12 protein-coding genes are annotated in these 12551 nt (G+C 63.1%); 11 read left to right on the top strand and 1 reads right to left on the bottom strand.

Annotation, left to right across the window (positions count from 1 at the left end; genetic code table 11):
• The first annotated feature begins 4 nt into the window (after positions 1-4).
• The 11 genes from mglB to G584_RS0102975 all read left to right on the top strand — a co-directional run bounded on the left by mglB (position 5) and on the right by G584_RS0102975 (position 10058).
• Complete coding sequence (gene mglB / locus G584_RS0103025; protein ID WP_028493288.1) at positions 5-496, top strand: GTPase-activating protein MglB; 492 nt, start codon at positions 5-7, stop codon at positions 494-496.
• A 1-nt stretch (position 497) separates the two neighbouring features.
• Positions 498-1085, top strand: a complete 588-nt coding sequence (mglA, locus tag G584_RS0103020) for a GTPase MglA (RefSeq protein WP_028493287.1) — start codon at positions 498-500, stop codon at positions 1083-1085.
• A gap of 171 nt (positions 1086-1256) precedes the next feature.
• Positions 1257-1361, top strand: a complete 105-nt coding sequence (locus G584_RS0103015; protein ID WP_028493286.1) for a cytochrome c oxidase subunit 2A — start codon at positions 1257-1259, stop codon at positions 1359-1361.
• A gap of 3 nt (positions 1362-1364) precedes the next feature.
• A complete protein-coding gene (locus G584_RS0103010) occupies positions 1365-1871 on the top strand; it encodes a cupredoxin domain-containing protein (protein ID WP_028493285.1) in 507 nt (168 codons plus the stop codon).
• Positions 1872-1874: 3 nt separating this feature from the next.
• Positions 1875-3575 (top strand): b(o/a)3-type cytochrome-c oxidase subunit 1, encoded by a 1701-nt coding sequence (locus G584_RS0103005; RefSeq protein WP_028493284.1) that lies wholly within the window; start codon positions 1875-1877, stop codon positions 3573-3575.
• A gap of 65 nt (positions 3576-3640) precedes the next feature.
• The gene (locus tag G584_RS0103000) at positions 3641-4126 is read left to right on the top strand and encodes a hypothetical protein (protein ID WP_211218395.1); all 486 of its coding nucleotides are present in this window, start codon (positions 3641-3643) and stop codon (positions 4124-4126) included.
• Complete coding sequence (locus G584_RS0102995) at positions 4123-5280, top strand: MFS transporter (protein WP_028493282.1); 1158 nt, start codon at positions 4123-4125, stop codon at positions 5278-5280. Before G584_RS0103000 ends, G584_RS0102995 begins: the two co-directional genes overlap by 4 nt.
• Positions 5281-5351: 71 nt before the next feature.
• Positions 5352-5621 (top strand): 30S ribosomal protein S15, encoded by a 270-nt coding sequence (gene rpsO / locus G584_RS0102990; RefSeq protein WP_028493281.1) that lies wholly within the window; start codon positions 5352-5354, stop codon positions 5619-5621.
• A 57-nt stretch (positions 5622-5678) separates the two neighbouring features.
• Positions 5679-7823 (top strand): polyribonucleotide nucleotidyltransferase, encoded by a 2145-nt coding sequence (gene pnp, locus G584_RS0102985; protein WP_028493280.1) that lies wholly within the window; start codon positions 5679-5681, stop codon positions 7821-7823.
• A 57-nt stretch (positions 7824-7880) separates the two neighbouring features.
• Entirely contained in the window at positions 7881-9611 is a 1731-nt protein-coding gene (locus G584_RS0102980; RefSeq protein WP_028493279.1) for a ribonuclease J, read from the top strand.
• Positions 9612-9614: 3 nt separating this feature from the next.
• Positions 9615-10058: a universal stress protein gene (locus G584_RS0102975; RefSeq protein WP_028493278.1), complete on the top strand. Its 444-nt coding sequence runs from the start codon at positions 9615-9617 to the stop codon at positions 10056-10058.
• On the opposite strand, the gene G584_RS0102970 is transcribed toward G584_RS0102975, so the two are convergent.
• Complete coding sequence (locus G584_RS0102970) at positions 10040-12499, bottom strand: cation-translocating P-type ATPase (RefSeq protein ID WP_028493277.1); 2460 nt, start codon at positions 12497-12499, stop codon at positions 10040-10042. The genes G584_RS0102975 and G584_RS0102970 overlap by 19 nt on opposite strands.
• Positions 12500-12551 lie beyond the last annotated feature (52 nt).

Genomic DNA, 12551 nt, shown 5'->3' with positions numbered 1-12551 from the left:
TACTATGGTGGAACCTTCCCTGGTCCTCTATGGGACCCTGTACCAGCGGGCCATGGACGTGCTACAGGAAACCCTGCAGGAAACCGGGGCCCGCTATGCCCTCTTCATCGACCGCAAGGGATTCGTCCTGGCCCATAAAGAGGCCCTATGGGCCCCCAAGCCCCCGCCCCTGGACTCCCTGGCCACCCTGGTGGCGGGAAACGCCGCCGCCACCCAAGCCTTAGCCAAGCTGCTGGGGGAGGCACGCTTCCAAGAGGTGGTGCACCAAGGAGAACACATGGGGCTTTATGTGGACGAGGCCGGCGAGGCGGCCCTCCTGGTCCTGGTCTTTGACGAGAACGCCCCTCTGGGCAAGATCAAGCTCCACGGGAAGCGGGCGGCGGAGACCCTGGCCCGCCTGGCCGAGGAAGCCCTGGCCAATCCACCCAAGCTGAGCTTGGACACCCAGTACCGCGAGGAGGCCAAAGCCTTGCTGGACGAACTCTTCGGCAACTAGCATGAGCACCATCAACTTCGCTAATCGAGAGATCAACTTCAAAATCGTCTACTATGGCCCGGGGCTCTCTGGGAAAACCACCAATCTCAAGTGGATATACAGCCGCATCCCCGAAGGCCGCAAAGGGGAGATGGTCTCCCTGGCTACCGAGGACGAGCGCACCCTTTTCTTTGACTTCCTTCCCTTGGACCTAGGCGAGGTCAAGGGTTTCAAGACCCGCTTCCATCTCTACACCGTGCCGGGGCAGGTCTTCTACAACGCCAGCCGCAAGCTGATCCTGAGGGGTGTGGATGGCATCGTCTTCGTGGCGGACTCCGCCCCCAACCGTCTCCGGGCCAACGCCGAAAGCATGCGCAACATGCGGGAGAACCTGGCGGAATACGGGCTCAAGGTGGAGGACATCCCCGTGGTGCTCCAGGTGAACAAACGGGACCTACCCGACGCCCTGCCCGTGGAGATGATCCAGGCGGTGGTGGACCCCGAAGGGCGCTTTCCCGTCTTTGAAGCCGTGGCCACAGAGGGAAGAGGGGTTTTTGAAACCCTCAAGGAAGTGAGCCGCCAGGTGCTGGCCCGAGTTGGAAGCACTTAGGGATATCTCCCTTCCCAAGGGGCAAGGTTTTACACCTCGCCCCGATTTTTTTTGAAAGGAGCCCCGTGTCTCAGTACCCTCTCATACAGGGACAAATGTACTTCACCCTTTTCTCAGCTTTGGGCTAACATGGGCGCCGTATACGGCAACCCGCCGTACGGGAGGAAGGGTATGGAGGAAAAACCGGTCGGCGCAATAGGAGTGATAGTGGTTCTTACCCTCACCATCCTCGTCTTCTGGCTGGGGGTATATGCAGTCTTCTTTTCCAGGGGGTAGGGTATGGTGGACGAGCACAAGGCTCATAAAGCGATTCTGGCTTACGAGAAGGGTTGGCTGGCCTTCTCCTTAGCCATGCTGGCGGTTTTCATCGCCCTCATCGCCTACACCCTGGCCACCCACACCGCTGGGGTGATCCCCGCGGGCAAGCTGGAGCATGTAGACCCCACGAGGGTGCGCACGGAAGGCCCCTGGGCCGATCCCGCCCAGGCGGTGATGCAGACTGGCCCCAACCAGTACACGGTCTACGTTCTGGCCTTCGCCTTCGGCTACCAGCCCAACCCCATAGAGGTGCCTAAGGGAGCAGAAATCATCTTCAAAGTAACCAGCCCCGACGTTATCCACGGCTTCCACGTGGAGGGCACCAACATCAACGTGGAGGTACTCCCCGGGGAGGTATCCACCGTGCGGTACACCTTCAAAAAGGCCGGAGAATATCGCATCATCTGCAACCAGTACTGCGGCCTAGGCCACCAGAACATGTTCGGCAAGATCGTGGTGAAGGAGTGAGCCATGGCGGTGCGTACCTCTGATTTCAGCCGGATCTACGAGGCCTATCCGGAAAAGAAGGCCACCCTCTACTTCCTGGTCCTGGGCTTCATCGCCCTCATCATCGGAAGCCTCTTTGGCCCCTTCCAGGCCCTGAACTACGGGAATGTGGACGCATACCCCCTTCTTAAGCGACTCCTTCCCTTCGTGCAGTCCTACTACCAGGGCCTGACCCTGCACGGGGTGCTCAACGCCATCGTCTTCACCCAGCTTTTCGCCCAGGCCATCATGGTCTACCTGCCCGCCAGGGAGCTGAACCTGCGGCCCAACATGGGCCTCATGTGGCTTTCCTGGTGGATGGCCTTTATCGGCCTGGTCATCGCTGCTCTGCCTCTTCTGGCCAACGAGGCTACGGTCCTCTATACCTTCTACCCACCCCTCAAAGGACACTGGGCCTTCTATCTCGGAGCCAGCATCTTCGTTCTCTCCACCTGGGTTAGCATCTATGTCGTCCTGGACCTCTGGCGACGCTGGAAGGCCCAGAACCCGGGCAAGGTGACCCCCCTGGTCACCTACATGGCCGTGGTGTACTGGCTCATGTGGTTTATCGCCTCCATCGGGCTGGTTTTAGAGGCGGTGCTTTTCCTCCTCCCCTGGTCCTTTGGCCTTATCCAGGGCGTTGATCCCTTGATCACCCGCACCCTTTTCTGGTGGACGGGCCACCCCATCGTCTACTTCTGGCTCCTGCCCGCCTACGCCATCATCTACACCGTGCTCCCCAAGCAGGCAGGGGGCAAGCTGATCTCCGACCCCATGGCCCGCCTGGCCTTCCTGCTCTTCCTTCTCCTCTCCACCCCCGTGGGGTTCCACCACCAGTTCGCCGACCCTGGCATTGACCCCACCTGGAAAATGATCCACTCCATCCTCACCCTCTTCGTGGCCGTGCCCAGTTTGATGACCGCCTTCACCGTGGCCGCCAGCTTGGAGTTTGCTGGCAGGATGCGCGGCGGAAAGGGGATTTTTGGCTGGATCAAGGCCTTACCCTGGGATAACCCTGCCTTTGTGGCCCCGGTGCTGGGCCTCCTGGGTTTCATCCCGGGAGGAGCCGGGGGTATCGTCAACGCCAGCTTCACCCTGGACTACGTGGTCCACAACACGGCCTGGATCCCTGGCCATTTCCATCTCCAGGTGGCCAGCCTGGTGACCCTCACCGCCATGGGCTCCTTGTGGTGGCTCATCCCTAACCTCACGGGTAAGCCCGTCTCCGATGGCCAGAGGCGGCTCGGCCTGGCGGTGGTCTGGCTTTGGTTCATCGGCATGATGGTCATGGCCCTGGGACTCCACTGGCAGGGACTCCTCAACGTGCCCCGCCGGTCCTACATCGCCGACCCCATGGTCCGAGACGCCGGTGCCTATGCCCATGCCGCCCTACCCATGGTCTTCAACATCCTGGCGGGCATCATCCTGCTGGTGGCCCTTCTCCTCTTCATCTATGGCCTCTTCAGCGTTCTTCTGGGCCGGGAACGTAAGGCGGAGCTGGCCGAGGCCCCGGTGCCCTTCGCCGAGGTCATCTCCGGCCCCGAGGACCGTCCCTTGGTCCAGGCCATGGACCGGATCGGCTTCTGGTTCCTGGTGGCGGTGATCCTGGTGGTGCTGGCCTATGGCCCCACCCTGGTCCAGCTTTTCAGCAACCTGAACCCGGTGCCGGGGATGCGCCTCTGGTAGATCATGGGTGGCGCAAGGGCCGGAAACTTCCGGCCCTTGACCTTTTTCCCGTAAAGGAAAAGGCTATGGGCGTGGGGTTTATCCCTGGTCGTAGCCTCCCTTGGGTGGCGGGCCTCTCCCTCCTTCCCTTCTTCCTGCAGTTTCTGGGACTCAGCCTGGGGAACAAACTGGGCCAGGGGCTTTGCGGAAGCGCCCTAGGGGTTTCCGAAGCCGAGGCGGTCATGTACGGCTTGGTGAACGAGTACTACCTTTACGGCCAGCTCTTCCTGGCCCTTCTGGCCTTGAAGGTAACCTATGCTCTAGCCCTTTGGGTCCTCCGCTTCATGTACCCAGATAGGGACCCTTCCTTCGCCCCCGTGGTATGGAAGGTTGGGGTGGGGCTTTCCGGGGTTTTCCTTCTTCTTTTCCTGGTCACCCGCACCCTGCCCTTGCCCTTTGTCACCCCGTTGGGTCCTGCCCTTCTTTCCCCCGCCCCCCTGGACCCCCTTTCCCTCATCATGGTTCTGCCTGAGCCTTTCTTGCTCTGGCTCTACTTTCGCCATCGTCCATGAAACTTCCTCCTTTGGTTTACCTCTTGGGGCTGGTCAGCTTCCTGATGGATGTGGCCAGCGAGATGGTCTACCCCCTTTTGCCCCTATTCCTCGCCAGTCTGGGCGCAGGAGCCGGGGCCATCGGTTTGGTGGAGGGAGTGGCCGAGGCCACCGCCAGCCTCTTCAAGGTGGTGGGGGGAAGGATCTCGGATCGGTTAGGCCGCAGAAAGCCCCTCCTGCTTGCGGGCTATGGCCTTCCCGCCCTCTTAAGACCCATCTTGGCCCTGGCCTCGAGCCCCTGGCACGTCCTCCTCTACCGCTTCTTGGACCGGCTTGGGAAAGGCCTACGCACCGCACCCCGGGATGCTCTCCTGGCGGAAAGCGTGGACAAAAGCGCCCTGGGACGGGCCTACGGCCTTCACCGGGGCCTGGACACCCTGGGGGCCACCGCGGGCCCCTTTCTGGCCTTCCTTCTCCTGCCCCACGTGGGGGTGCGGGGCGTGTTTTGGCTTTCCGCTATTCCCGCCTTCCTGGCCATGCTCACCCTCCTTTGGATCCAGGAAGCCAGAAGCGTAAAGGTAGCCACGGGCTCCCTTCCACCCCTTCGGCCAGGCCACCTAGGGACCCTACCGGCCGCTTACCGGCACTTCCTTCTGGTTTCCAGCATCTTTGCCCTGGCCCTTTCCTCCAATGCCTTCCTTCTCCTTCGGCTCAAGGACCTAGGCCTCCCACAGGAACAAGTCACCTTGGCCTACGCTGGCTACAATCTCCTCTACGCCCTTTTCTCCTATCCTCTGGGCGGGCTTGCAGACCGGGTGGGGTTGAGGCGGGTGGTGGCCTGGGGATTTGCCCTTTACGCCACGGTCTACCTGGGATTCGCCTGGGCTGAGACGGCGTTTTGGGGCGTGGCCCTTCTGCTTCTTTACGCCCTGTACTCGGCGGCCTTTGAAGGGGCGAGCCGGGCCTACCTGGCCACCCTCATACCCCAGGAGGCCAAGGCCACCGCCATCGGCCTCTACCACACGGTGGTGGGGGTTTTGCTCCTTCCGGCCAGCTTGATCTTCGGCTTTCTCTGGCAAAGTTATGGGCCTGAGCTGGCCTTCGGCGTGGGGGCGGGTCTGGCCCTTTTGGCTCTCTTGCTTTTCCTGCTTGACGGAAGGAGGGCCAGGCCCTAACCTGATAGAGGTCCTTCGGGGCCTCGAGGAGGAAGGGGCCAGAAGCTTCTTCCACCCTGACGGAGGTAGAGATGCCTATCAGCAAAGAGGAAAAGCAAAAGGTCATACAGGAGTTCGCCCGCTTCCCCGGGGATACGGGGAGCACCGAGGTGCAGGTGGCCTTACTCACCTTGCGCATTAACCGGCTTTCCGAGCACCTCAAGGTCCACAAGCACGACCACCATTCCCACCGCGGCCTTCTCATGCTGGTGGGGCAAAGGCGCAGGCTTCTCCGCTACCTGGAGCGGGAAGACCCCGAGCGCTACCAGGCCCTGGTTGAGAAACTGGGCCTAAGGAAGTAAACTGGTATCCAGGTCGGGGGCGGGGCCTTAGGGCTCCGCCTTTCGCTTGAGGAAACTATGCCGGAAGCCACACCCAACACCCCACAGGCCCATAGGTACGAAACCCAGGTGGCCGGCCGCCTCCTGGTGTTGGAGGCAGGGAAATACGCCAAACAGGCCTCGGGCTCAGTCCTGGTGCGCTACGGCGACACCGTAGTCCTGGCCACCGCCCAAGCCTCCGAGGAACCCATAGAAGCGGACTTCCTCCCCCTCACCGTGGAGTTTGAGGAGCGGCACTACGCCGTGGGCAAGATCCCAGGAAGCTTCATGCGCCGGGAAGGACGGCCTGGGGAAAAGGCCATCCTCTCCGCCCGCATGACGGATCGGCCCATCCGTCCCCTCTTCCCTAAGGGCTTTCGCCACGAGGTGCAGATAATCGTCACCGTGCTCTCCGCCGACCAGAAGAACCCTCCGGACATCCTGGGGCCCACGGCGGCCAGCGCCGCCCTCATGCTTTCGGACATCCCCTGGGAGGGACCCGTGGCCGCGGTGAGGGTGGGCCTCATTGGAGGGCAGTTCGTCCTGAACCCTACCCTCCAAGAGCTGGAGGAAAGCGCCCTGGACCTGGTGGTGGCGGGAAGCCGGAACGCTATCCTCATGGTGGAGGCCGGGGCCCAGGAGGTAGATGAGGAAACCCTGGTCCAGGCCTTGGAGTTTGCCCACCGGGAGATGCAGCCCATCCTGGACCTGCAGGAGGCTATGGCCAAGGCCTTGGGCAAGCCTAAGATGGCCTGGACCCCACCGGAGACCCTCAGCGAGGAGGAGAAGGAAGCCTTCTACCGCTTGGCCGTGGAACGGGGGCTTTCCGCCGTGCTCCAAACCGCCAGCAAGGGGGAGAGGAGCCGGGCCCTCGAGGCCTTCGCCGAAGCCCTGATCGCCGAGGCCCTGCCCAAGTTAGAAGACGGCACCCCGGACGAGAGCAAAAAGCCCCTCTACGAAAGCGCCTTTGACGAGGTGGTGCGCAGAGAGCTCAGGCGCCTCGTGCTGGAGGAAGGCAGGCGGGCGGATGGCCGTACCCCCAAGGACCTCCGGCCCATCTGGATCGAGGTGGACGTCCTACCCCGCACCCACGGCTCCGCCATCTTCACCCGGGGGGAGACCCAGGTCCTGGGCACCGTCACCCTGGGCACGGGCCGGGACGAGCAGATCATTGACGACCTGGGGATTGACGAAACGGAAAAGTTCCTGGTGCACTACAACTTTCCCCCCTTTTCCACCGGAGAGGTCAAACGGCTTAGGGGGGTTTCCCGCCGGGAGATAGGTCACGGCAACCTGGCCAAACGGGCCTTGAAGGCGGTCCTGCCTCCCGAGGAGGCCTTCCCCTACACCATCCGGGTGGTGGGGGATGTCCTGGAATCCAATGGCAGCAGCTCCATGGCCACGGTCTGCGCGGGGTGCCTGGCCCTGATGGACGCTGGGGTACCCATAAGGGCCCCCGTGGCTGGGGTGGCCATGGGCCTGGTCTGGGAGGGGGAGCGGGCGGTGATCCTCACCGACATCCTGGGACTGGAGGATGCCCTGGGGGACATGGATTTCAAGGTGGCGGGAACCCGAAAAGGGGTCACCGCCTTGCAGATGGACAACAAGGTGGGCGGGCTTCCCCGGGAGGTGCTTAAGGAAGCCCTCATGCAGGCCCGTGAGGCCCGCATGAAGATCCTGGACCTCATGGAAAGCGTCCTTCCTGCCCCACGCCCCGAGCTTAAGCCCTTCGCTCCCCGCATCCTCTCCCTCAAGGTGCCGGTGGAGAAGATCGGCCTCGTCATCGGGCCCGGGGGGAAGAACGTGCGGGCCCTCGAGGAGCTCGGGGTGGAGGTGGACATCGAGGAAGACGGGACGGTGCGCATCTACTCCAGCGACATGGAGGCGGCCCAGAAGGCCAAGAAGCGCATCGAGGAGCTCACCATGGAGGCCAAGGTGGGCGAGATCTACGAGGGCACCGTCACCAAGATCACCCCCTTTGGGGCCTTCGTGAGCCTGTTCCCTGGCACCGAAGGGCTCCTTCACATCAGCCAGATCGCCCCCGGTCGGGTGGAGCGGGTGGAGGACCACTTGAAGGTGGGGGACGTGATCAAGGTCAAGGTGCACCGCATCGACGAGCGGGGCAAGATCGACCTGATCCGACCGGAGCTGGAGGGCAAGATCCCCCCCAGGCGTCGCAGCTAGCCCTGGGGGGTTTTCCTTAGGGCAAGATCCCGGCCAGGCCGGGAAGATGGGAGGTCTATGGAAAACCAGGAACGTAAGCCAAGGAAAAGACGGCGCAGAAGGCCACCCGACGCCGCTTCCCTGGGCCTTGGAGAGGGCAAGGACTATGTGGAGATCATCCCCCTAGGGGGGATGGGGGAGATCGGCAAGAACATCACCGTCTTCCGCTTCCGCGACGAGATCTTCGTCCTGGACGGTGGTCTGGCCTTTCCCCAGGAGGGAATGCCCGGGGTGGACCTCCTCATCCCCCGGGTGGATTACCTCATCGAAAACAGGCACCTCATCAAGGCCTGGGTTCTGACCCACGGGCACGAGGACCACATCGGGGGGCTTCCCTTCATCCTCCCCATGGTCTTCGGGAAGGAAAGCCAGGTACCCATTTACGGCGCTAAGCTCACCCTGGGCCTCCTTAAGGGGAAGCTGGAGGAGTTCGGTTTGAGGCCCGGAAGCTTCAACCTCAAGGAGATCTCCCCCGATGACCGCATCAGCGTGGGGCGCTACTTCACCCTGGACCTCTTCCGCATGACCCACTCCATCCCCGACAACTCCGGGCTGGTCATCCGCACCCCCATCGGCACCATCGTGCACACCGGGGACTTCAAGCTGGACGCCACCCCCATAGACGGTAAACTCTCCCACCTGGCCAAGGTGGCCCAGGCGGGAGCGGAAGGGGTCTTGCTCCTCATCGCCGACTCCACCAACGCCGAGCGCCCCGGCTACACCCCGAGCGAGATGGAGATCGCCAAAGAGCTGGATCGGGTCATCGGCCGGGCTCCGGGCAGGGTCTTCGTCACCACCTTTGCCAGCCACATCCATCGCATCCAGGCGGTGATCTGGGCGGCGGAGAAGTACGGGCGCAAGGTGGCCATGGAAGGCCGGAGCATGGTGCGGTTCAGCCGTATCGCCATGGAGCTGGGTTACCTCAAGGTGAAGGACCGCCTCTACACCCTGGAGGAGGTCAAGGACCTCCCCGACCACCAGGTGCTGATCCTGGCCACGGGAAGCCAAGGGCAGCCCATGTCCGTCCTCCACCGCCTGGCCTTCGAAAGCCACGCCAAGATGGCCATCAAGCCCGGGGACACGGTGATCCTCTCCAGCAGCCCCATTCCCGGCAACGAGGAGGCGGTGAACCGGGTCATCAACCGGCTCTACGCCCTGGGGGCTTACGTTCTCTACCCTCCCACCTACAAGGTCCATGCCTCGGGGCACGCCTCCCAGGAGGAGCTCAAGCTCATCCTGAACCTCACCACCCCCCGTTTCTTCCTCCCCTGGCACGGGGAGGTGCGCCACCAGACCAACTTCAAGTGGCTGGCGGAGTCCATGAGCCGTCCCCCGGAGAAAACCCTCATCGGGGAGAACGGGGCCATCTACCGCCTAACCCGGGACACCTTTGAGAAGGTAGGCCAGGTGCCCTCTGGGGTCCTCTATGTGGACGGCCTGGGGGTTGGGGACATCACCGAGGAGATCCTGGCCGACCGCCAGCACATGGCCGAGGAGGGGATCGTGGTCATCACCGCCCTAGCGAGCCAGGACCCGGTGGTGGAGGTGGTGTCCCGGGGGTTTGTCAAGGCCGGGGAGCGGCTCTTGGGCGAAGTGAAGCGCATGGCCCTCGAGGCCCTGCAAAACGGGGTGCGGGAGAAGAAATCCTTGGAACGTATCCGGGACGACATCTACTTCCCGGTGAAAAAGTTCCTGAAGAAGGCCACGGGCCGGGATCCCATGATCCTTCCCGTGGTCATCGAGGGGTGAACCATGTACCGAAGCCTTCTCCTTCCCACCGACGGAAGCCCAGCTGCCGAAGCTGGGGTAAAGGAGGGGCTCCGCCTGGCCAAGGCCCTGGGGGCCCGGGTGGCCTTTCTCTACGTGCTGGAGCCCATAGGGCCCAGGCTTTTCCTGGGCCCGGAAACCCTTCCCTACTACCAGGACCTGGTGGAGGACATGCGGAAAGAGGGCATGGCCGCCTTGGACCGGGCCACCCGCATGGCGGAGGAGCTCGGGGTGGGGTTTGAAGCCCATCTCCTCGAGGGGCGGGCGGCGGAGGTCATCCTTAAGGAGGCAGCAAAGCACGACCTTTTGGTAATGGCCACCCACGGGCGCTCGAGGTTAGATGCCGCCCTTCTGGGAAGCGTGACCCAGGAGGTGGTGCGCCGAAGCCCCAAGCCCATCCTGGTGGTACCTCACTGGGTTAAAGAGTAAGGCCCGCTGGCATCCCCTTTCCGCCATACCAAACGGTCTACTCCCTCAGCCACGAGCCAAGCCAAAAGGGCCAGCCCCAACACCAATCCCCAGATCCCCAAGGGAGCCGGCACGGCCTCCAGAGCCCCTGGGGCCAGGGTGCCCAGCAGGAGCTGAATGGCGATGCCCAAAGCCACAGCTCCGTGCAAATACGGGTTGGGCAGGGGCATCAGGTGGGTGTGCCGAGCAGCGTAAGCGAAGAAGAGCTGGCCCAGGGTCATGAAGTGGAAGGTGGCAGTACGCGCCACCTCGGTGGCACTTAAAGCGGCTTGGATCCGCCCCCATCCCGGCAGAAGGGCCAAGAGCGACAAGGCAAAGGCGGCCTTGATGGTTCCCGTGAGGAGGATGAACCGCAAGGAGGGAGCGTCCAAAAGGGGGCTGTCCTTGGGCCTGGGCGGCCGGTCCAATACCTGGGGATTACGCTCCAGGGCCAGGGCCAGGGCGGGAAGGCCATCGGTCACCAGGTTGATCCAGAGAATCTGCACCGCGGTGAGGGGAAGAAGCAGGTACCCAGCCTCGTCCCTGAGGTTGAGGAGAGCGGCAAACACCATGCCCAAGGCCACCACCAAGACCTCAGAGAGGTTGGTGGAGAAGAGGAAGCGAATGAACTTCTGGATGTTCTCGTAGATGCTCCGCCCCTCTTCAATGGCCGCCACGATGGTGGCGAAGTTGTCGTCCAGAAGAACCAAATCCGCCACTTCCCGGGAGACTTCTGAACCCCTTTGGCCCATGGCCACCCCCACGTCCGCCCGCTTGAGGGCCGGGGCGTCGTTTATTCCGTCCCCGGTCACGGCCACCACCTCGCCTGCTTTTTGGAATGCCTCAACGATGCGCAGCTTGTCCTCGGGCTTAACCCGGGCGAAGACATCCACCTCCAGAAGTTCCTCGTCGGAGAGTTCCCCGATCTCGTCCCCGGTGGCCACCACTTCCGCAGGAATACCCACCTGGCGGGCGATGGCCAAGGCAGTGGCCGGGTGATCCCCCGTGACCATCACCACCCTGACCCCTGCCTTCAACACCTTGGCCACCGCCTCCGGTACCTCCGGACGTGGAGGATCCAGAAGGAGGACGAAGCCCAAAAAGCTTAGCCCCTCTTCCCTCTCCCCCTCGCCATGGGCCAAGGCCAGCACCCGGAAGCCCTCCTTTGCATAGGCCTCCGCCTGTTCCAAAAGGGAAGCTTTGTCCTCCGGGCTTAGGGCAAGGCGGGGGATAAGGGCCTCGGGAGCCCCTTTGAGGAAGCTTCCCTCGGGCGTGGTAACCCGCATGTACTTCCAGGCGCTGTCAAAGGGCCTTTCAGAGAGCCTGGGGTGTTCGTGGCGCACTTGCTGCACGTTCAGGTGCCGGGCCGCATAGCGCAAAAGACCCAGTTCCAAGGGGTCCCCTGCGCCGGTTTCCAGATCGGCATCGTTGCAGAGGACCATGGCGAGAAGAGCCCTCTGGGGGTCCGGCCCCACCACCTTTTGCACCTCCATGCGGTTTTCCGTGAGGGTACCCGTCTTGTCGGTGGCGATAACGGTAACGCTCCCCAAGGCCTCCACCGCTGAAAGGCGCCGAACCACCGCCTTACGGCGCGCCATCCGCTCCACCCCCAGGGCCAAGGCCAGGGTGAGCACGGCAGGAAGCCCCTCGGGCACCGCCGCTACCGCCAGGGCCACGGCGAAGAGAAGGACTTGGGCGGAAAAGCCCTCCGCCAGAAAACCCAGTGCCACTAGGGCTGCGGCAAGCCCCATCACCCAGCGGGCCACCCTATGGCCAAAGGCCTCGAGGCGCCGCTCCAGCGGAGTTTTTTCCTCTTCCATCTCTGCCAGAAGCCCGGCGATGCGGCCCATGGCGCTCCTTAGGCCGGTACGGCTTACCTCCATTAAGGCCCTTCCCCGCACCAACAGGGTGCCGGAAAAGACCTCGTCCCTTACCCTCTTCTCCACCGGAACGCTTTCCCCGGTAAGGAGGCTTTCATCCACCAAGACCCCGCTGGCCTCCAGGAGCACCCCATCTGCCGGTATGCGGTCCCCTGCCTCCAGGCGCACCACATCCCCGGGCACGATCTCCCGGCTGGGGAGGTGCTGGAAGCGACCATCTCGGAGGACCCAGGCCATGGGCTCCGCCAGGGCTTTAAGACGCCTAAGGGCCTCCTCGGAGCGCTTCTCCTGCAGGGTACCCAGGGTAGCGTTGAGGATCAGGATGGCCAGAATGGCCAAGGCCTCCAGGGGAAGCCCATGGGCTCCCTCATAGAGCCAAAGGCCCAGGTCCACCGCCAAGGCAAAGAGGAGGATGTAGATGAGAGGGCTTTGAAACTGGCGCAGGAACCGTTGCCAAAGGGGTTCAGAGGGTTTTTCCGGAAGGGCGTTGGGGCCGTATTCTACCAAGCGTTTTTGCGCCTCCTGTGAGGTAAGCCCCCGCATAGGGGCATGATACCTGGAGCGCCGGGGACTTATTGTCCCCCACCTGGGCCCT

Origin of the sequence: Thermus antranikianii DSM 12462 (assembly GCF_000423905.1) — a bacterium.
Classification (GTDB): Bacteria; Deinococcota; Deinococci; order Deinococcales; family Thermaceae; genus Thermus; species Thermus antranikianii.
Note: the sequence above shows the minus strand (reverse complement) of the source record. Positions and strands in the feature narration are given on the sequence as shown.

Coding starts and splice junctions, on each gene's coding strand:
- mglB (WP_028493288.1), top strand. CDS start 5: ATGGTGGAACCTTCCCTGGTCCTCTATGGGACCCTGTACCAGCGGGCC.
- mglA (WP_028493287.1), top strand. CDS start 498: ATGAGCACCATCAACTTCGCTAATCGAGAGATCAACTTCAAAATCGTC.
- G584_RS0103015 (WP_028493286.1), top strand. CDS start 1,257: ATGGAGGAAAAACCGGTCGGCGCAATAGGAGTGATAGTGGTTCTTACC.
- G584_RS0103010 (WP_028493285.1), top strand. CDS start 1,365: ATGGTGGACGAGCACAAGGCTCATAAAGCGATTCTGGCTTACGAGAAG.
- G584_RS0103005 (WP_028493284.1), top strand. CDS start 1,875: ATGGCGGTGCGTACCTCTGATTTCAGCCGGATCTACGAGGCCTATCCG.
- G584_RS0103000 (WP_211218395.1), top strand. CDS start 3,641: ATGGGCGTGGGGTTTATCCCTGGTCGTAGCCTCCCTTGGGTGGCGGGC.
- G584_RS0102995 (WP_028493282.1), top strand. CDS start 4,123: ATGAAACTTCCTCCTTTGGTTTACCTCTTGGGGCTGGTCAGCTTCCTG.
- rpsO (WP_028493281.1), top strand. CDS start 5,352: ATGCCTATCAGCAAAGAGGAAAAGCAAAAGGTCATACAGGAGTTCGCC.
- pnp (WP_028493280.1), top strand. CDS start 5,679: ATGCCGGAAGCCACACCCAACACCCCACAGGCCCATAGGTACGAAACC.
- G584_RS0102980 (WP_028493279.1), top strand. CDS start 7,881: ATGGAAAACCAGGAACGTAAGCCAAGGAAAAGACGGCGCAGAAGGCCA.
- G584_RS0102975 (WP_028493278.1), top strand. CDS start 9,615: ATGTACCGAAGCCTTCTCCTTCCCACCGACGGAAGCCCAGCTGCCGAA.
- G584_RS0102970 (WP_028493277.1), bottom strand. CDS start 12,499: ATGCGGGGGCTTACCTCACAGGAGGCGCAAAAACGCTTGGTAGAATAC.